The sequence below is a fragment of the Halomonas aestuarii genome (assembly GCF_001886615.1).
In the GTDB taxonomy this organism is placed as follows: Bacteria; Pseudomonadota; Gammaproteobacteria; order Pseudomonadales; family Halomonadaceae; genus Halomonas; species Halomonas aestuarii.
On sequence record NZ_CP018139.1, the window covers coordinates 2,023,337 to 2,042,443 of the forward strand.

Here is a 19,107-nt window from a genome sequence, read left to right on the forward strand (position 1 = left end):
CCCATGGGGGCGTCAAGGCGCCTCGGGAGCGGGCCACGGCCCGCCGTCGGCGACGGGTCGAGCGTCCGCGGGGGCGGGTTGTGCACGTTGTCGAGCGCGGTTATAATCCGCGACCCACTCATCACGCTCCCTGTCAGATGGCTGCCGGAAGGGGCGCCACTCGCAGCAGGTCGATGAAGAGCCAACACCCGATGAGTCCTGGAGAGAAAAGCATGTACGCAGTTATCAAGAGCGGTGGCAAGCAATACCGCGTTCAGGAAGGCCAGACTCTCAAGCTCGAGAAGCTGGAAGTGCCGACCGGCGACACCATCGAGTTCGACGAGGTCCTGCTGGTGGGCAACGACGAGGACGTCACGATCGGCGCTCCGCTGGTCGACGGTGCCAAGGTGGCGGCCGAGGTCGTCTCCCACGGCCGCGGCGACAAGGTGACCATCCTCAAGTTCCGTCGTCGCAAGCACAGCATGAAGCGTCAGGGCCACCGTCAGTGGTTCACTGAAGTCAAGATCACCGGGATCTCCGCGTAAGCGGCTGACCCCCTGAACGAGCGAGGTATTTGCAATGGCTCATAAGAAGGCAGCGGGCTCCACACGTAATGGTCGCGATTCCGAATCCAAACGCCTTGGCGTGAAGCTGTTCGGTGGCCAGGTCGTCAACCCGGGCAACATCATCGTGCGCCAGCGTGGCACCAAGTTCCACGCCGGCACCGGCGTCGGTATCGGCAAGGACCATACCCTGTTCGCCCTGGACGAAGGCGTGGTCAAGTTCGAGACCAAGGGCCCGAAGAACCGCAAGTTCGTCAGTGTCGTCTCCGCCTGAGACCACCGGCACTTGCAGCGAGAAGGCCCCGCCCAGGCGGGGCCTTCTTGTATCATGGCGGCACAGGCCGCCAGGAGAGTGACAGATGCAGTTCGTCGACGAAGCCTCGATCATCGTGGAAGCCGGCAAGGGCGGCAACGGCTGCCTGAGCTTCCGCCGCGAGAAGTACGTGCCCAAGGGTGGCCCCGACGGCGGTGATGGCGGTCACGGCGGCAGCGTCTACCTGATCGGTGACGATGCGCTCAACACCCTCATCGACTTCAAGTACCAGCGCTTCTACAAGGCGCAGAACGGTCAGCCCGGCCAGGGCCGGCAGATGAGCGGGCGCGCCGGCGAGGACCTGCACGTCAAGGTGCCGGTGGGCACCACGGTGATCGACGAGGACACCCTCGAGGTGATCGCCGACGTCACCGAGATCGGCCAGGTGGTGATGGTGGCCCAGGCCGGTCGCCGGGGGCTGGGCAACATCCACTTCAAGTCCTCCACCAACCGCGCGCCGCGGCGCACCACGCCGGGCACCGAGGGTGAGCGGCGCAACCTGCGCCTGGAGATGAAGGTGATGGCCGACGTGGGCCTGCTGGGACTGCCTAATGCCGGCAAGTCGACGCTGATTCGCGCCGTCTCCGCGGCCAAGCCCAAGGTCGCCAACTACCCCTTCACCACCCTGGTGCCGAACCTCGGCGTGGTGAAGCTCGGCCTGCACGAGCACTTCGTGATGGCCGACGTGCCCGGCCTGATCGAGGGCGCCTCCGACGGGGCCGGCCTGGGGCTGCGCTTCCTCAAGCACCTGACCCGTACCCGGCTGCTGTTCCACGTCGTGGACGTCGCCCCCTTCGACGAGTCCGACCCGGTCGAGGCCGCCGAGGCGATCATCCGCGAACTGGGCGAGTTCTCGCCGGCGCTGGCCGAGCTGCCGCGCTGGCTGGTGCTCAACAAGCTCGACCTGCTGCCGGCCGAGGAGCGCGAGGCCACGGCCGACGAGATCGTGCGCCGGCTCGGCTGGGAGGGGCCGGTGTTTCGCATCTCGGCGATTTCAAGCGACGGCACCGATGCCCTCGTCCAGGCCGCCTACCGCTGGCTCACCGAGCAGCGCCGGCTGGAGCACGAGGACGAGGAGGCCGCCGAGCGGGCGCGCGAGATGCGTTCCCGCATGGAGGACGAGGCGGTGGCCCGCACCGAGGCCCGCCTCGGTCGCAAGCGTCCCCGCGACCAGGAGGATGACGACGACTTCGATGACGACGACTATGACGTCGAGGTCGAATACGCGCCCTGAGGGCGGCGTGCAGGCCGCGCGGGGCCAGGGGCATGCCGGTCGACGGTGAGTCGAGGGAAGGATGGAACGCAACGAGCAAGTGGTCGGTCGCGAGGCGCTCAAGCGCGCCCGCCGGGTGGTGGTGAAGATCGGCAGTGCGCTGCTGACCAACGACGGTCGTGGTCTCGACGAGGCGGCCATCGGCGACTGGGTCGACCAGATCGCCGAACTGCACCGTCGTGGCATCGAGGTGGTGCTGGTCTCCTCCGGTGCCGTGGCGGCCGGGATGGTGCGCCTGGGCTGGCAGGTCCGGCCCTCCGCGGTCCATGAGCTGCAGGCCGCGGCCGCGGTGGGCCAGAACGGCCTCACCGAGTGCTATGAAGGCCACTTCGCTCGCCACGGCCTGCTGACCGCCCAGGTGCTGCTGACCCACGACGACCTCTCCAACCGCAAGCGCTACCTCAACGCTCGGTCGGCGCTGCGCACCCTGGTCGGCCTGCGGGTGGTGCCGGTGGTCAACGAGAACGACACCGTGGTCACCGATGAGATCCGCTTCGGCGACAACGACACCCTCGGGGCCCTGGTGGCCAACCTGCTCGAGGCCGATGCCCTGGTGATTCTCACCGATCAGGAGGGGCTCTTCGATGCCGACCCGCGCAGCAACCCCGAGGCAACGCTGATCGCCGAGGGACGGGCCGACGATCCGAGCCTGGCCGCGGTGGCCGGCGGTGGGAGCGCACTGGGTCGCGGCGGCATGGCCACCAAGGTCCGGGCCGCCCAGTTGGCGGCCCGCTCCGGTGCAGTCACGGTGATCGCCAGCGGACGCCAGCCGTCGGTGCTCGCCCGCCTGGCCGAGGGCGAGCGGCTGGGGACCCTGCTGCTGCCGGAGCAGGCGCCCATGGCGGCGCGCAAGCGCTGGCTGGCGGGCCAGCTGCAGGTCTGCGGCAGCCTGACCCTCGATGCCGGCGCGGTGAAGGTGCTCAAGGGCAGCGGCTCCAGCCTGCTGGCGGTCGGCGTGACGGGGGTCAGCGGCCAGTTCCGTCGCGGAGACATGGTGCTCTGCGTCGATGACCGCGGCCGCCACGTGGCCAAGGGGCTGGTCAACTACGGCGCCGACGAGGCGCGACTGCTGGCCGGCAAGCCGAGTCACCAGATCGAGGCCATCCTCGGCTACATGGAATCGCCGGAGCTGATCCACCGCGACAACCTGGTGGTGCTCTAGCCGCTCGCGCGGCACTCCTCTGGTGCGGCCCGGGCCACGGCTGGTGCGGGCTGCCGGCGATCGGGGGCTGGCAAGCCCCGGGGTCGCGTGATAGGATACGCCATCCTCTCAGACACGGCCCGTAGGCGATTGCGCTCAAGCGCGCAGTCGGAAAGATGGCCAGGCCGGCGGGGATTTTTTATTTCCCTGTTGGATCAAACAGTTATCAAATGCCACCCGCAGTCGGTGGCTACAACTTTCTCCAAGGAGACAGTCAGTGGCTAACAGCAAGCAAGCCCGCAAGCGTGCCCGTCAGGCAGAAGGTCGTCGTGTACTGAAGGCGAGCCAGCGCAGCATGGTCCGCACCTATATCAAGCGCGTCATCAAGGCCATCCACAGCGGTGACCACGCCCAGGCCATGGACGCCTTCAAGGCGGCGCAGCCGGTCCTCGACCGCATCGCCGACAAGGACGTGCTGTCCAAGAAGAAGGCCGCACGCATGAAGAGCCGCCTGAACAAGCGCATCAAGGCACTCGCGGCGTAAGCCGGTCGAGCGCCAGCAGAAAAACCGGCCGCGGCCGGTTTTTTTGTGTCCGCTAGTCCTGTTGGGTGCCTGACGAGGGCTCCCGTCGACAGCGCCGAACGAGGAAGGACCCGGTGATGGACCCCGAACAGCCCCCCGAGCCCCGGGACGAGAAGCGCAGGCCGGCCGATGCCACGCCGGCGGTCGCCGACGACGACCGCGCCGTGGCCCCCAAGGCGGGCGGCCTGATGCGCTCCGGCCTGGTGGTCAGCGTCATGACCATGCTCTCGCGGGTCATGGGGCTGTTGCGCGACGTGGTGATCGCGACCCTCTTCGGTGCTGGCGACGGGGCAGACGCCTTCTTCGTCGCCTTCAAGATCCCCAACTTCCTGCGCCGGCTGTTCGCCGAGGGCGCCTTCAACCAGGCCTTCGTGCCGGTGCTCTCGGAGTACGCCACCCGCGGCAGCCGGCGGGAGGTGAAGGAGCTGCTCGACGCGGTGGCCGGCAGCCTCACCGCGGTGCTGGCGCTCATCACGGCGCTGGCCATGCTGGCGGCCCCCTGGCTCGTCTGGGCCTTCGCGCCGGGCTTCGGCCGCGACCCGGAGAAGCTGGCGCTGACCGCCGACATGCTTCGGCTGACCTTTCCCTACCTGCTGCTGATCTCGCTGACGGCCTTCGCCGGCAGCACGCTCAATACCTGGAACCGCTTCGCCGTGCCGGCCTTCACCCCGGTGCTGCTCAACCTGTCGCTGATCGGGGCCGCGCTGCTGCTGACGCCGATGTTCGACGAGCCGGCCATGGCCCTGGCCTGGGGCGTGCTGATCGCCGGCGGCGCCCAGCTGGCCTTCCAGGTGCCCTTCCTGGCGCGACTGGGGCTGCTGCCGCGGCCCTGGCCCGACTTCGCCCACAGCGGGGTGCGGCGCATCCTGCGGCTGATGGCGCCGGCATTGTTCGGGGTCTCGGTGTCGCAGATCAACCTGCTGCTTGACACCGTGCTGGCCTCGCTGCTCGCGGCGGGCAGCGTCTCCTGGCTCTACTACTCGGATCGCCTCGTGGAGCTGCCGCTGGGGGTGTTCGGCATCGCCATCGGCACGGTGATCCTGCCGGCGCTCTCCAAGCGTCACGCCGAGCAGTCCGGCGAGCATTTCGCGGCCATGCTCGACTGGGCGATCCGCACCGTGCTGCTGCTCGGCCTGCCCGCCGCCCTGGCCCTGTCCGTGCTGGCCGAGCCGCTGCTGATCTCGCTGTTCCACTATGGCGCCATGACCGAGCGCGACATCGCCATGGCCGCCATGAGCCTGCGCGCCTACGCTGTCGGGCTGGTCGCCTTCATGCTGATCAAGGTGCTGGCGCCCGGCTTCTTCGCCCGCCAGGACACCGCCACGCCGGTGAAGGTCGGCATCGTCGCCATGGTCGCCAACATGGTCTTCAACCTGATCCTGATATGGCCCCTGGCCCACGCCGGCCTGGCGCTGGCCACCTCGCTCTCGGCCTTCCTCAACGCCGGGTTGCTGGGCTGGCTGCTCAGGAAGCAGGGCGTGCTGGTCTTCCAGCCGGGCTGGGGGCGCTACGGCGTGCAGCTCCTCGGCGGCTGCACCGTGATGGGGCTGGGGCTCGCCTGGCTCTCGCCCGACTGGCAGGCCTGGCTCGGCTGGAGCGTCTGGACACGCGCCGGCTGGATGGCGGCGCTGGTGTCGGCCGGCGCGGCGGTCTATTTCGCCTGGCTGGCCGCCTTCGGGATACGCCTTCGCCACTTCCGCATGAAGGGCTAGACGGCCTCGGGCCGCCGCAAGGGGGCGGGAGCGGACGACGCAACGCGTCGGCTCGCACCGCGAAAGAGCGTCTCCGGGGGAAAGACCAAGCCGCGCCGGCTGTCAAGGGGCCCCCGGTCCGTTATAATCGTGGACTTTATTTCCCAGCGTGATGACGCCCATGCGAGTGATTCGAGGACTGCACAACCTGCGCGACGAGGATCGCGGCTGCGTGGCCACCATCGGCAATTTCGATGGCGTGCACTGCGGGCACCGGGCGATCCTCGAGCAGTGCCGCGAGCAGGCCGCCAGACTCGACCTGCCGGTGACCGTGGTGGTCTTCGAGCCCCAGCCGCGGGAGTTCTTCGCCGGCGACCAGGCGCCGCCGCGGCTGACCCGGCTGCGCGACAAGGTGGCACTGCTCGGTGATTGCGGCGTCGACCGCATCCTCTGCCTGCCCTTCAACGACGCCCTGCGCAGCCTCACCGCCGGCGAGTTCATCGACCGCGTCCTGATCGAGGGGCTGGGCGTGCGCCACCTGGTGGTGGGCGACGATTTCCGCTTCGGCTGCGATCGTCGCGGCGACTTCCACCTGCTCACCGAGGTCGGGCTGTCCCGGGGCTTCGGTGTCGAGCACACCCGCACCTTCACCATCGACGACGAGCGCGTCTCCAGCACTCGGGTTCGCACCCTGTTGACCAGCGGAAACTTCGCCGCCGCGTCGCGCCTGCTGGGCCGTCCCTACCGTCTGGGGGGGCGGGTGGTGCCCGACCGGCAGCTCGGGCGCACCATCGGCGTACCCACCGCCAACCTGCCCCAGCCGATCCTCTCGCTGGCCCTGCAGGGCGTCTACGCGGTGGTGACCGACCTGCCCGACGGACGCCGGCTGACCGGCGTGGCCAACATCGGCTGGCGCCCCACGGTGGGCAGCGACCGGCCGGTCCTCGAGGTGCACCTGTTCGACTTCGATGGCGACCTCTACGGCGAACGCCTGACGGTGTTCCCCTGCGCCAAGCTGCGCGGCGAGGTGAAGTTCGCGCACTTCGACGCGCTGAAGGCGCAGATCCGTGCCGACCTGATGCGGGCCCGAGCCTACTTTCTACAGCACCCCGCTGCCGGTGCCGACTGTCTACAGCACCCCGCTGCCGGTGCCCAGTTGGCGGCCGACGCGGCCTCGGTCGGTCCGGCGGGCCACACGACTGAAGATTCTCTTCCTCTGGCATCGGCGCCGCTGGCGCGCGAGGCCGTGACTTCCGATTCCTCGGCGGGCGAGCCCGCCGACCACGACGACGGCTGACCCCCAGGATATGAGCGACTACAAGCACACTCTGAACCTGCCAGAAACCGACTTCCCCATGCGGGGCATGCTGCCCAAGCGCGAGCCCGCCCGGGTGGCGCAGTGGACGGAGATGGACCTCTACCATCGCCTGCGCGAGGAGCGCCGGGGCAGGGAGCTCTTCGTGCTGCACGATGGCCCTCCCTATGCCAACGGCAGCATCCACATAGGTCATGCCGTCAACAAGATCCTCAAGGACATCATCGTCAAGTCGAAGAACCTCGCCGGCTTCGACGCCCCTTACGTGCCCGGCTGGGACTGCCACGGCCTGCCTATCGAGCACAAGGTGGAGACCACCCACGGCAAGCACCTCGAGCCCGAGCGCGCCCGTGAGCTGTGCCGGGAGTATGCCGCCGAGCAGATCCAGGGCCAGCTCGCCGACTTCGTGCGACTGGGCGTGATCGGCGACTGGGACAACCCCTACCGCTCCATGGACTACGTCAACGAGGCCGGCGAGATCCGCGCCCTGGCCGACATGGTCGAGGCGGGCTACGTCTTCAAGGGCCTCAAGCCCGTCAACTGGTGCTTCGACTGCGGCTCGGCCCTGGCCGAGGCCGAGGTGGAGTACGCCGACAAGAAGTCCGACGCCATCGACGTGGCCTTCCCCGTGGAGGACGCCGACCGCCTGGCCGCCACCTTCGGCCTGGGCGAGTTGCCCAAGCCGGCCGCCATCGTGATCTGGACCACCACGCCCTGGACCATCCCCGCCAACCAGGCGCTGAACATGCACCCGGACTTCACCTACGCCCTGGTGGACACCGGCGATCGGCTGCTGGTGCTGGCCGAGGACCTGGTCGAGTCGTGCCTGTCGCGCTTCGGCCTCCAGGGCGAGGTGATCGCCACGGCCCAGGGCGAGGCCTTCGATGGCATCCGCTTCCGACATCCCTTCTACGATCGCCTGTCGCCGGTGTACCTGGCCGACTATGTGGAGTCCGAGGAGGGCAGCACCGGCATCGTCCACTCGGCTCCGGCCTACGGCGTCGACGACTTCGTCACCTGCCGCGCCCACGGCATGGCGTTCGAGGAGATCGAGAGCCCGGTGCAGGGCAACGGCGTCTATGTCGATGACCTGCCGTTCTTCGGCGGCCAGATGATCTGGAAGGCCAACCCGCAGATCGTCGCCAAGCTCGAGGAGGTGGGCGCACTGATGGCCCACACGCCCATCGTCCACAGCTACATGCACTGCTGGCGCCACAAGAGCCCGGTGATCTACCGCGCCACCGCCCAGTGGTTCGTGGGCATGGACATCCAGGGCAAGGACGGCCGGACCCTGCGCGAGCTGGCCCTCGACGGCATCGAGTCCACCACCTTCACCCCGGCCTGGGGCAAGGCGCGCCTGCACAGCATGATCGCCAACCGCCCGGACTGGTGCATCTCGCGCCAGCGCAACTGGGGTGTGCCGATTCCCTTCTTCCTTCACAAGGCCACCGGCGAGCTGCACCCGCGCACCGTCGAGTTGATGGAGGAGGCCGCCAAGCGCGTGGAACAGGAGGGCATCGATGCCTGGTTCCGCCTGGATCCGGCCGAGCTGCTGGGCGAGGAGGCCGCGCATTACGACAAGGTCACCGACACCCTGGACGTCTGGTTCGATTCCGGCACCACCCATCGCCACGTGCTGCGCGGCTCGCACCCTCACGGCCACGAGCAGGGGCCGATCGCCGATCTCTATCTGGAGGGTTCCGACCAGCACCGCGGCTGGTTCCACTCCTCGCTGCTCACCGGCTGCGCCATCGACGGCCATCCGCCCTACCGGGGCCTGCTGACCCACGGCTTCACCGTGGATGCCCAGGGCCGCAAGATGTCCAAGTCGGTGGGCAACGTGGTGGCCCCCCAGGAAGTCATGGACAAGCTGGGCGCCGACATCCTGCGCCTGTGGGTCGCCTCCACCGACTACGGCGGCGAGATGGCGGTCTCCGACGAGATCCTCAAGCGCACGGCGGACGTCTACCGGCGCATCCGCAACACCTCGCGCTTCCTGCTGGCCAACCTCAACGGCTTCGAGCCCGAGCGCGACGTCCTGCCGTTTGGCGAGATGCTGGCCCTGGACCAGTGGGTGGTGGATCGCGCCGCCCAGCTGCAGGCGCGCATCCAGGTCGCCTTCGAGGAGTACCGCTTCCTCGATGTCTACCAGCAGGTGCACGGCTTCTGCGCCCGGGAGCTCGGCGGCTTCTACCTGGACGTGATCAAGGATCGCCAGTACACCACCCAGGCCGACTCCGTGGCGCGCCGCAGCGCCCAGACCGCCCTCTACCACGTGGTCGAGGCGCTCTCGCGCTGGGTGGCGCCGATCCTCTCCTTCACCGCCGAGGAGATCTTCGAGCACATCCCCGGCAAGCGCGGCGAGAGCGTGCTCCTCGAGGAGTACTACCCGGGGCTCGAGACCCTGGCCGACGATGCCGCCATGGGCCGCGACTTCTGGGAGCGGGTGCTCACCGTCAAGCAGGCCGTGAACAAGTGCCTGGAGGATGCCCGCAACGCCAAGACGATCAAGGGCAGCCTGGCCGCCGAGGTCACCCTCTACGTGGACGACGGCCTGCACCGGACCCTGGCCCAGCTCGGCGACGAGCTGCGCTTCGTGATGCTGACCAGCGAGGTGCGCCTGGCGCCGCTCGCCCAGGCCCGGGGCGCCGAGGCCACCGAGCTCGAGGGGCTCAAGGTGGCCGTGGCCGAGAGCCCGAACAACAAGTGCGAGCGCTGCTGGCACCACCGCGAGGACGTGGGCACTCATCCCGAGCACCCGGACCTCTGCGGGCGCTGCATCAGCAACCTGCCGGACGGTGCCGGCGAGACGCGTCATTTTGCCTAAGGTCCGCGCAGGAGGAATCCGATGCCCCAGGAAGGCGAGGCGAGCAGCATGAGCGACAGGCAGGCCGGCCGCGGCGACGTGGCCCCCATGCACCACCCGCTGCGCTGGCTCTGGCTGGCCGCGGCGGTGATCGTGCTTGACCTTGCGACGAAGTATGCCGCCAGCGCGATGCTCGACTATGCCCGCCCGGTGGCGGTGCTGCCATTCTTCAACCTGACGCTGCTGCACAACACCGGCGCGGCCTTCAGCTTCCTCGCCGGGCACCCCGGCTGGCAGCGCTGGTTCTTCGCCGTCATCGCCGTGGGCGCGAGCATCGGCCTGACCCTCTGGGTGCGTCGCCTCAAGGCCGACGAGACCCTGCTGGGCGTGTCGCTGGCGCTGATCATCGGCGGGGCGCTGGGTAACCTCTACGACCGCCTGGTGCACGGCTACGTGGTGGACTTCCTCTCCTTTCACGTGGCCGGCTGGTACTACCCGGCCTTCAACGTGGCGGACATCGGCATCACCCTCGGCGCCATCGGCCTGATCTGGGAGTCGTTCTTCGCCGAGCGCCGCCGGGCCCGGCGCCGCGGTTGAGAATGCCGCCTTGTGCCCCGATATCTTCTGGACTGACTTCTTGCATCGCGCGACCCGACACGCACCTTCGCACGCCGTCATCGCACGCACTGATTGAGAGACACGCCATGAGCAACCAGCAACCCCAGGCCCTTCGCATCGACGAGGGCATGGAAGTGACCCTTCACTTCACCCTCAGCCTGGAAGACGGCACCGTGGTGGATTCCACCCGCGACAAGCAGCCCGCCACCTTCCAGGTGGGCGACGGCAACCTGCCGCCCGGCTTCGAGCACCCCCTCAAGGGGATGGCCATCGGCGAGAGCGGGTCCTTCGAGATCACCCCGGAGCACGCCTTCGGTCAGCACAACCCGCAGAACATCCAGCTGCTCAAGCGCGAGGACTTCGAGAGCGACGCGCCGGAGGTGGGCATGGTGATGTCCTTCGCCGATGCCGCCGGCGGCGAGCTGCCCGGGGTGATCAAGGGCATCGAGGGCGAGCAGGTGGAAGTGGACTTCAACCATCCGCTGGCCGGGCGTACCCTGACCTTCGAGGTGGAGGTCCTGGACGTGAAGCCCGCCACCACCCACTGAGGTGGCCACCGCCCACCCTATCCACAGGCAGATGCACGAGCATCAAGGCAAGGCCCCCATGCAAAGCAACTCCATGCACATCAAGCTGGCCAACCCCCGCGGCTTCTGCGCCGGGGTCGATCGTGCCATCGAGATCGTCAACGGCGCGCTGGACGTCTTCGGCCCGCCGATCTACGTGCGCCACGAGGTGGTCCACAACCGCTTCGTGGTGGACAGCCTGCGCGAGCGGGGGGCGGTGTTCGTCGAGGAGCTCCACGAGGTGCCCGACGACGTCATCGTGATCTTCTCCGCCCACGGGGTCTCCCGCGCCGTGCAGGAGGAAGCCGAGCGGCGCGGCCTCAAGGTGTTCGACGCCACCTGCCCGCTGGTCACCAAGGTGCACCTCGAGGTGCTGCGCTACGCGCGCCGTGGCCAGGAGTGCATCCTCATCGGCCACGAGGGGCATCCCGAGGTGGAAGGCACCATGGGCCGCTACGACACCGCCCACGGCGGGCAGATCTACCTGGTGGAGGACGAGGAGGATGTGGCGCGTCTCGAGGTCAAGGACCCGAGCAAGCTCGCCTTCGTGACCCAGACGACCCTCTCCATGGACGACACCGCCCGGGTCATCGATGCCCTGCGCGCCAAGTTCCCCGAGATCCAGGGGCCGCGCAAGGACGACATCTGCTACGCCACCCAGAACCGCCAGGACGCCGTGCGCGAGTTGGCCGCCGACGCTGACCTGGTGCTGGTGGTGGGCAGCCCCAACAGCTCCAACTCCAACCGCCTGCGCGAGCTCTCCGAGCGGGTGGGCACTCCGGCCTACCTGATCGACAGCGCCGACCAGGTCGACCCCGCCTGGCTCGAGGGGGTCGGCGCCATCGGCGTGACCGCCGGCGCCAGCGCCCCCGAGGTGCTGGTCAAGGGCGTGATCGAGCGGCTGCAGGAACTGGGTGCCGCCGCGCCGGAGGAGCTCGCCGGCCGGGAGGAGACCATCACCTTCTCCATGCCCCGTGAACTGCGCGAGCGGGTGATCGCCAGCGAGTAGCGAGTCCTTCGCCACGCCGAGACGAGAACGCCGCCGTCAGGGACCTGACGGCGGCGTTCTCGTTGGAGGGGCGGTGTCTTCTAGAACTGCCAGCCCAGGCTGACCGCCGCGCCCATCTGGCGCATGCTCAGCTCGATCTCCTGGCCCGGCCCCATGGGGTTCTCGCCGCGCACGGTCTCCTCCGGCGAATAGAAGGCCATGCCGGAGACGCTCAGGCCGCCGTCGAGCTCACGGGTGAAGCCGCCGGTGATGTGCCACTGCTGCACGCCGGGGGCGAGGATGTTGAACAGCACCTCGCTGTCCGGGATCGGCTGCTCGCCGTAGCTCAGGCCCGCGCGCCAGGTCTGGCGCTCGTCCTGCTGCCACTGCCAGCCTAGCTTGACCACCGTAATGTCGTCCCAGCCGAAGCCGGAGCCGTCGTCGTCACCCAGGCGCGAGGTGGGATCGAAGGGATTGCCCACGCTGTCGATCGCGCCGTAGCGGATGTGCTGCACGTCCAGCAGCAGCCAGTGGCGCTCGATGCCGGACCAGGCGAGGCCGGCGTGGAACATCTGCGGGATGTCGAAGTCTCCCTGCTCGGCGAAGAGGCCGCGATAGTCGTCGAACTCCTGCATCTCCAGCACCTTGCGCCAGCTCAGGCCGCCACGCAGGTTCTCGGTGAGCTGCCCCTGCCAGCCGATCTGGAAGCCGTAGCCCCAGGCATCGTCGGTGCCGTTGTCGGAGAGGGCCTCGGCATCCGAGGACATCGGGCCGAAGTTGCGCAGTCCCTCGGCAGAGAAGCGCTGGTAGGCGATCACCGGTGAGATGCCGATGGCCTGATCCTCGGCGAAGCGCCAGGTCCAGGTGGGGGCGATGAAGGCCTGTTCGAGGTTCACGCCGGCCTTGCCGCCTCCGAAGGTGCCGCCGTTGCTGCCGTCGTACTCGGTGTTCATGCCGCCGTTGGCGAACACCGAAACCCCCAGCGTCTGGGTCTCGGTGATCTGGCGGTTATAGCCGGCACTCGGGATCACAAAGGCCTCGTTCTCGCTCTCGCGGGTGCCTGGCATCAGGTAGAAGGTGCGCTGGCTCTGGGGGCCGCCGCCCTCGACACTGTACTCGCGGCTCGGCGAGAACAGCTCGGCCCCGATGTCCGCGCGGTTGCCGACGAAGGCCATGCCCGCCGGGTTGGTGGCTGCGGCGATGCTGTCCTGGGCCAGGGCGGTGCCGGCGCCGGCCATGCCCTGGTTGATGGTGCCGTAGCCGTGGGAGAAGTAGCCGTTGGTCGCCAGTGCCTGGGCCGGGGCGAGGGCCGCCAGCACCAGCAGGGAGTGCTTCAGTCGCATTGTGCTGCCTTTCAGGGGATAAGGGGGAGTGGGGCACGTTGTACAGCACGATGTTTATAATGCAAAAGAATCAGTCCTTATGCTGATATGCACCGATGGCCAAGCGGAAAGGAAAAAATCGTGACGACAGCCAAGAGACTCGCCCTGCCGGTCGTGGTGGCCCTGGGCGTGGTGCTGGGGGTTTCCGGATGCGCCTCCATGAGCGAAGCGGAATGCCGCACCGCCGACTGGCGCACCCTTGGCTTCGAGGACGGCGCGGCGGGGCAGCCCGTCGCCGCCTTCAGCGAGCGTCGCCAGGCCTGCGCCGACCACGGCGTGCAGCCGAACATCCTGGCCTACCGGGCGGGGCGCAATGAGGGGCTGGCGCTTTACTGCACCGAGGGGCGAGGCTTCCAGGTGGGACGGGCCGGCGGAAGCTACGCCGGCGTGTGCCCCGCCGGGCAGGAGGCCGAGTTCCGGGCCGGGTACGAGGCTGGCCGTGTGCTCTTTCGAGCCCGCCGCGCGGTCGACGAGGTGACGAATAAGTTGCAGCGTGCGAGCCGCGAGCGTGAGCGGATCGCGGATGATATCGCCCACAAGAACTCCCGCCTGGTCAGCGACGAGGCGACGCGTGACGAGCGCGTCGAGCTGCTGGCCGAGGTCTCCCGCCTGAGAGACCGCGACATCGATCTGGTTCGGGAGATCGAGGCGCTGGAAGACGAACAGATGCGCCGCGAAGCGATCTACCGGCGGGAAGTGCGGCGCACGTCCAACCGCTGACGGCAGCGCCTGCCCGGTGGTGACCACGGGGATGCTGGTCTGGATGCGACAACCCCCCCGCCGGCGCCATCAGGGAGTGCTGCAGTGGCATCATGCTGCCTGTGGAGCGGGGAAGGGCGGTTCCTCATACGGAATGAGCCGTATAATGAAAAGGACTCATTCCAAATGCTGATAGGCACGGCATCGCTCGACGGTCCCGCCTCGCCCCAGCACGCGCAGGGCAGCAGTGCTCAAGCTCCGACTGAAGCCGCGCGACCCTGGCGACCAACGGCCCCGCCGAGGCCAGAGCGTAAGCAGCCGCTCACCGGGTAGCATGGCATTTTTGAGCCGTCACCCTATCGCAACACCGCATCTTGATACATACTGAAACAAAAGCCTCGCCCCGCAGGGAGATGTACCGCGTGATCTTTGACACCCCCCGACCCAGGCCCCAGGGCCCCTCAGGCAGCATCCGGCCAAGCGCCGGCTTCACGCTGATCGAACTGCTGATTGCGGTCGCCGTGATCGGGGTCCTGGCGTCAATCGCCTACCCCAGTTACACGCGCTATGTGCAGGAGGCCAGAAGAACGGATGCCATATCGGCATTGAATAATGTAGCGGGGAGTCTTGAGCGTTGTTACACGGTCACAAACAGTTATGCATCGGCGGCGGATGGAAATGCATGTGTGAGCCTGCCCCGAACTTCTGAAGACGAATTCTATACAGTGTCAGCCGCTACGCTGACGGCATCGCAGTTCCTCTTGGAGGCATCTCCACAGGGCGTGCAAGAGGATGATCCTTGCGGAACGTTCACCCTGAACCAACAGGGGGGCAGGAAGAATGAAAATTCGGGAGGGACGGAAATTGATGCGTGTTGGTAAAGTCGGGGTGGTCAGGGGCTTTACACTGATTGAACTCTTGGTGACGATTGCTGTTCTTGTGATTGTGGCCACGATAGCTGTTCCAAATTTTCAGATGCTTCTCTCATCCAATAGGTTGACGGCAGCTCATAACGAGATCCTTTCTGGGCTAAATCTGGCACGAAGCGAAGCCGTAAAGAGAAGAGAAGTGGTCACGTTGGAACTGGATGCCATTGATGGCGGAGGCTGGGTCTTGCAGGTTAAACGTTTGGCCGCGTCCGGTGCAGCAAGCATAGACTGTGATGCTGCTTCAGAGACAAAGTGGTGTGTGAAGGTAGTAGACGAAAGCTCTTCCCCTGTCACTCTTGGTGCTGATGATACGTTTACCTATAATGCGCTGGGTAGGCCTTCAGCGGCAGTAGCGATTGAAGTTAGTTACGCGGGTAAAAGCAAGAAAGTCTGTGTAAATTTGGCAGGTGTAGCTGAGGGGGGTGAATGTGGTGCCTAAGAGACGGCGGTGCACGGGTATGCTTGCCTCGAGGGGCTTTACTCTGATTGAGGCCTTGGTGGCGCTTCTGGTATTAGTGTTTGGGCTTCTCGGTGTTGCCGCGATGCAGCTCAAGGCCCTGCAGAGTGCGCATGTCTCCTATCAACGTTCCATTGCTGCCGTCGCTGCCCAGGATGCTCAGGAGCGTCTGTGGGTGGAGCTGGGTGAGCACAGTAGGGTGTGTCCCTTCAAGGATCCTGATGCACTGGCGGGCGGCATTGGTCTGGATCACGTGAATGACTGGGGGGACGCATGGAGCCCCCATTTCAACCAGCTTGAAGTCCAGTCTTCTCTTGATGTCTCTTCCGACAGTGAGTGTGGCTTTCGTATCTTCATTGGATGGCAAGATGAGCGTTTCGTGGGGGAGGATGTTTCTAACCTCGAGTTCTTGGCCAAGCTGCCGGGCTTATGACGATGGAGCATCATACGGTGTCCAGATCTTTGTTTCCGTACGCTCGCCGATGCCAGGGGTTCTCACTTGTCGAGTTGATGGTCGCCTTGGTGATCGGACTCATCGTTGTCCTGGGTGCAGGGCAGCTCTTTATTGCCTCCAAGAGAACCTACGACCAGATGGAGCAGTTGGCGTCTCGCCAGCAAAGTCTCCGGGCACTCTATGATTTCATTTCACTGGATGTCAGGACGGCCACGTCGGCAAGCATCAACGCTGCCGGAAGCGAGCTCACCCTCTTCTATGAAGGCCGTCGTCAGGCCGATCCTGCCTGCAGCGGTGGCGGTAATCTGGTCAGTGTGAAGTACTCCTATGCATCACCCTCGGTGATGGTGGGAGTCCAGTGTGACAGCGCTTCAGGCTATACCACCAATGCCTTGGTGAATGGAGTGGAAGCGCTGTCGTTTTCGCCACTCCCTCCCGAAGAGTTGCCGTATGTAGAGGCCAATGTCACTTTCGAGGCAATGTCCGGGGAGCCTGCAGATAGCTCGATCTTCAGTTTTGTGGTGGCACTCCGCTGTGCGGTATTTGATGGCTGTGCGTCTTGATGATGGGGTACGTTATGAAAACTAAATCGGGCAAGGAAGGTGGCATGGCCTTGGTGGTCACCCTGGTCCTGCTGGTGGTCGCCCTGATCCTGGGTATTACCAGCTTTCAGAATGCGAGGCTGGAAGAGACCATGGCGGGCAATCAGCGCGCAGCCAGTCTTGCACTCATGGCCGCCGAGTTTGGTGCCTCGGAATTCTCGTATGCAGTTGGTCCGGCCCTGGTGGTTCCGGTCCGCGATCCGGCCGAGGATGAAAGCTATGAATCGTACATGGCTGCCATACTTTCGGCATTTCGAGATTGGGCCAGTTCAGATTCCACCCTTCTGAATGAATGTTCTTTAGTTTCCGTGAGCGTCGCCAGTGCAGCGGACTCTACCTTGCCGAACAGCTGTTATGCCATATCAGCGAGAGGAGGTGGAACGTCTGACCTCGTCGCTGTCGATGCGGATGGCCTGGTCTTTTCTGGAGGCAAAGGGGGTATTCTCTTCTCATCCGGTGCACTTTCCACATTGCCCGATAACTTGGTGGCAAGAAGAACGATTCGTCTTCTGGTCGGTGTCGTCCTCGGCGAATCCCTGTCTCCCCTGAATTTTGTGGGTGCGCTGACAGAATACGACGGTATTCGTTCCCAGGCCGTCCTCGAGGGTGAGGAAGATGTGGATGGCTATATCAATCCTGCCATTTCGGTTTCCAGCAGGGTGGAAGCCGAAAAGATTATCAGGGATGTGCTCAAGGCCGGTCCTGACGAAATCATCAGTGATCGTGTAACCTTTGTTCCAGAGGAGGGGTGCGATACTATAACCACTGGCCGGTGTGAGGCTGGCGTTTATCATGCCAATGATGTTGTGAATTCGGATGGTGTGTATGACGGAGATTATGAAGATTGCGATACTACCAATAATAATCTTTGCAACTATAAGGGAGGCATTGCCTCAGCGCTTGGCGCGCCAATATTGAGCAAGCCTGATGAGTTTGATGCTTTCGTGGACGCGGCAGTGACACCATCGACTACTGCTGAAGAGTGCGCGTCTGGTGACCCTTGCAAGTATATTAAGCCATTATGGATTTCCGAGGAAATTGCAACGGATACTAGTAGCGGCTCTTTTATTAATAATGTTGAAGGTGATCAGGTCTATTTTATTACCAGTCAATTTGAAGTTGATGGATATGCTCGTCCAGTCTGGGATGATTATGCTATTCGTGAATCGGATTCGGATTCGGACGCGCCAAGGCTGGAAAGGCCTTATATGAACCTGGGAGGGTTCAGTAAGTCAGGTGTATTGATTATTGACGGAGATGTGCAGTTCTCAGGCAACCCGGAGTTCGAGGGCCTTATCATCGTCTTGGGTGACTACAAGATCGACGGTGCTGGCAATGACCCAACTACTGGAGCCATCATCTCTGCTCCTTACAGTGTGAGATATCAAGATACCGATGCAGACGGGAATGTGACTGGTGAGCTTCAGCCATTTCGTGATTCATCCGGTAATCTACTGGATGTCGACGGCAACCCATTGACGGTGGACTCTATTCCGGTTGGCCCAGACGCCAAGGTTGTAGTAGGGAAAGAGCCGGTTGATCCATCTGCTGTTCCAGTTGAATATATGGATGTTAGTTATATCGTAGATGGTGCTGGCAATAGGCTGACCGGCCTTGACCCTGTTTATGCTCCACCAGGTTGCCATACCCCTGACACTGACACTTGCACCCCAGTTGCGCAAGCTAATATTGCGCCTGAAAACATTGTGCGGAAGTTTGATCCGATCGGTGTGGATGTCAACGGCGGTGGAAAGCAGCCGTATACATACGACTACCAGGTTCTTCAGAATGCGTTCAGTCTGCTGTCGAATGACGCGAGAGTAAAATTTGTGGTAGGTCAAAAAAGACTAAATGGTAGTTATGAATATGGTCTCAAAGGATGGGGGGAAGTGGTCGTGCCCCCCGATCTCTAGTAAAGGCATCGGGGCCCTGGTCCCGGCTACGAAACAGCGCCAAGGGCACAGCCCTTGGCGCTTTGTTTTTTTCGTCCTGCGGGGCAGGTTGACCATCGATGCTGGGCGAGGCTAGCCATTTCATGGAAGGGCATGGAAGGGCATGGAAGGGCATGGAAGGGGGCTCGCTTTCAGCAAGATGGTGCCTCATTTTCGCTTGCGACCCTGGCCCGGCCCAAGTTGTTGAGGATGACTGAAGCACCTCGCTCAGTTGCGCTACATATCTCGAAGGTTCCATTGTAGCCTTGTGACCATCCCAACGCCGAGAATCTCACAGGCCGGTCATCTCGGTTGAAGGTAAGCGTCGTGTTGTCAGGTCCGTCAAGTACCTTCAATAGAGTGTCGCCGGTCAGGGATCCCCCTGATACTTCTCCCTCCACGATCACCCAGGGGTGCGACCAGTCATCGAAGGTGCAGATGTCGTGATCGGGCCCAGGGCTCGAGCAGACGGAGATCGTCGTCCGTTTCATTACCGCAGTATTCCTCGCCAAGGCCAGCGCGGTCCTGATGCGCATCACCTCGGCGGCGATCTCGTTGCGTGCGGTGAAACGCTGGAAACTGGGCACGCCCATGGTGGCGATGATGGCGAGCACGGCGATGGCGACGAGCAGCTCGATCAGCGTCAGGCCGTGCTGGCGGGAAGAGAAAGAGCGACGAGGAGCAAAGCGGGCAGCAGGGCGCATGGTGCCCTCCCGGCGGTGGCCTGTTCGGTGGGTGCACCTTTCAGGCTAGCGGGGAGGGCCTGGCCCGCCGTAGGCGATCTCGTACAGGCGCTGTGCGCCAGGTGAGCGGTCAA

Annotated in this window: 19 protein-coding genes; 17 read left to right on the plus strand and 2 right to left on the minus strand. The window is 65.0% G+C overall.

Annotated elements, in window-relative coordinates; translation table 11 throughout:
• The first annotated feature begins 212 nt into the window (after nt 1–212).
• From rplU to ispH, 11 genes are all read left to right on the plus strand, one after another.
• The gene (gene rplU / locus BOX17_RS09415; RefSeq protein ID WP_071943969.1) at nt 213–524 is read left to right on the plus strand and encodes a 50S ribosomal protein L21; all 312 of its coding nucleotides are present in this window, start codon (nt 213–215) and stop codon (nt 522–524) included.
• A 34-nt stretch (nt 525–558) separates the two neighbouring features.
• Nucleotides 559–816, plus strand: coding sequence for a 50S ribosomal protein L27 (gene rpmA, locus BOX17_RS09420; protein WP_040183062.1), 258 nt, complete (start codon nt 559–561; stop codon nt 814–816).
• An 85-nt stretch (nt 817–901) separates the two neighbouring features.
• A complete protein-coding gene (cgtA, locus tag BOX17_RS09425) occupies nt 902–2,089 on the plus strand; it encodes an Obg family GTPase CgtA (protein ID WP_071943972.1) in 1,188 nt (395 codons plus the stop codon).
• A 61-nt stretch (nt 2,090–2,150) separates the two neighbouring features.
• Nucleotides 2,151–3,290: a glutamate 5-kinase gene (proB, locus tag BOX17_RS09430; RefSeq protein ID WP_071943974.1), complete on the plus strand. Its 1,140-nt coding sequence runs from the start codon at nt 2,151–2,153 to the stop codon at nt 3,288–3,290.
• A gap of 256 nt (nt 3,291–3,546) precedes the next feature.
• Complete coding sequence (gene rpsT, locus BOX17_RS09435; RefSeq protein WP_071943976.1) at nt 3,547–3,813, plus strand: 30S ribosomal protein S20; 267 nt, start codon at nt 3,547–3,549, stop codon at nt 3,811–3,813.
• Between the two features lie 227 nt (nt 3,814–4,040).
• Complete coding sequence (gene murJ, locus BOX17_RS09440; RefSeq protein ID WP_086830815.1) at nt 4,041–5,564, plus strand: murein biosynthesis integral membrane protein MurJ; 1,524 nt, start codon at nt 4,041–4,043, stop codon at nt 5,562–5,564.
• Nucleotides 5,565–5,724: 160 nt separating this feature from the next.
• Nucleotides 5,725–6,840: a bifunctional riboflavin kinase/FAD synthetase gene (gene ribF / locus BOX17_RS09445; RefSeq protein ID WP_071943980.1), complete on the plus strand. Its 1,116-nt coding sequence runs from the start codon at nt 5,725–5,727 to the stop codon at nt 6,838–6,840.
• Between the two features lie 10 nt (nt 6,841–6,850).
• Nucleotides 6,851–9,685 carry an isoleucine--tRNA ligase gene (ileS, locus tag BOX17_RS09450; protein WP_071943982.1) on the plus strand — a complete coding sequence of 945 codons (2,835 nt, stop codon included), beginning with the start codon at nt 6,851–6,853 and terminating at the stop codon, nt 9,683–9,685.
• A gap of 48 nt (nt 9,686–9,733) precedes the next feature.
• Complete coding sequence (lspA, locus tag BOX17_RS09455; protein WP_071946783.1) at nt 9,734–10,261, plus strand: signal peptidase II; 528 nt, start codon at nt 9,734–9,736, stop codon at nt 10,259–10,261.
• Between the two features lie 107 nt (nt 10,262–10,368).
• Entirely contained in the window at nt 10,369–10,830 is a 462-nt protein-coding gene (gene fkpB / locus BOX17_RS09460) for an FKBP-type peptidyl-prolyl cis-trans isomerase (RefSeq protein WP_071943984.1), read from the plus strand.
• A 58-nt stretch (nt 10,831–10,888) separates the two neighbouring features.
• Nucleotides 10,889–11,857 carry a 4-hydroxy-3-methylbut-2-enyl diphosphate reductase gene (ispH, locus tag BOX17_RS09465; protein WP_244272124.1) on the plus strand — a complete coding sequence of 323 codons (969 nt, stop codon included), beginning with the start codon at nt 10,889–10,891 and terminating at the stop codon, nt 11,855–11,857.
• A gap of 80 nt (nt 11,858–11,937) precedes the next feature.
• Here the strand turns inward: ispH and BOX17_RS09470 are convergent, their stop codons facing one another.
• On the minus strand, nt 11,938–13,179 hold the full coding sequence (locus BOX17_RS09470) for an OmpP1/FadL family transporter (protein ID WP_071943988.1): 1,242 nt from the start codon (nt 13,177–13,179) through the stop codon (nt 11,938–11,940).
• Between the two features lie 120 nt (nt 13,180–13,299).
• Here BOX17_RS09470 and BOX17_RS09475 point away from each other — a divergent pair, with 120 nt between their 5' ends.
• The 6 genes from BOX17_RS09475 (at nt 13,300) to BOX17_RS16770 (ending at nt 18,272) form a co-directional block, all read left to right on the plus strand.
• Nucleotides 13,300–13,938 (plus strand): DUF2799 domain-containing protein, encoded by a 639-nt coding sequence (locus tag BOX17_RS09475; RefSeq protein ID WP_071943990.1) that lies wholly within the window; start codon nt 13,300–13,302, stop codon nt 13,936–13,938.
• Nucleotides 13,939–14,330: 392 nt separating this feature from the next.
• A complete protein-coding gene (locus BOX17_RS09480) occupies nt 14,331–14,798 on the plus strand; it encodes a type IV pilin protein (protein WP_083582123.1) in 468 nt (155 codons plus the stop codon).
• Nucleotides 14,758–15,285: a GspH/FimT family pseudopilin gene (locus BOX17_RS09485; RefSeq protein WP_083582124.1), complete on the plus strand. Its 528-nt coding sequence runs from the start codon at nt 14,758–14,760 to the stop codon at nt 15,283–15,285. Before BOX17_RS09480 ends, BOX17_RS09485 begins: the two co-directional genes overlap by 41 nt.
• Before the next feature lie 58 nt (nt 15,286–15,343).
• Complete coding sequence (locus BOX17_RS16765; protein ID WP_244272125.1) at nt 15,344–15,736, plus strand: type IV pilus modification protein PilV; 393 nt, start codon at nt 15,344–15,346, stop codon at nt 15,734–15,736.
• A gap of 77 nt (nt 15,737–15,813) precedes the next feature.
• Complete coding sequence (locus BOX17_RS09495) at nt 15,814–16,320, plus strand: PilW family protein (RefSeq protein WP_244272126.1); 507 nt, start codon at nt 15,814–15,816, stop codon at nt 16,318–16,320.
• A 44-nt stretch (nt 16,321–16,364) separates the two neighbouring features.
• Entirely contained in the window at nt 16,365–18,272 is a 1,908-nt protein-coding gene (locus BOX17_RS16770; protein ID WP_125925540.1) for a PilX N-terminal domain-containing pilus assembly protein, read from the plus strand.
• A gap of 170 nt (nt 18,273–18,442) precedes the next feature.
• Here the strand turns inward: BOX17_RS16770 and BOX17_RS09500 are convergent, their stop codons facing one another.
• Nucleotides 18,443–18,994 (minus strand): GspH/FimT family pseudopilin, encoded by a 552-nt coding sequence (locus tag BOX17_RS09500; protein WP_071943998.1) that lies wholly within the window; start codon nt 18,992–18,994, stop codon nt 18,443–18,445.
• Between the last annotated feature and the right edge of the window lie 113 nt (nt 18,995–19,107).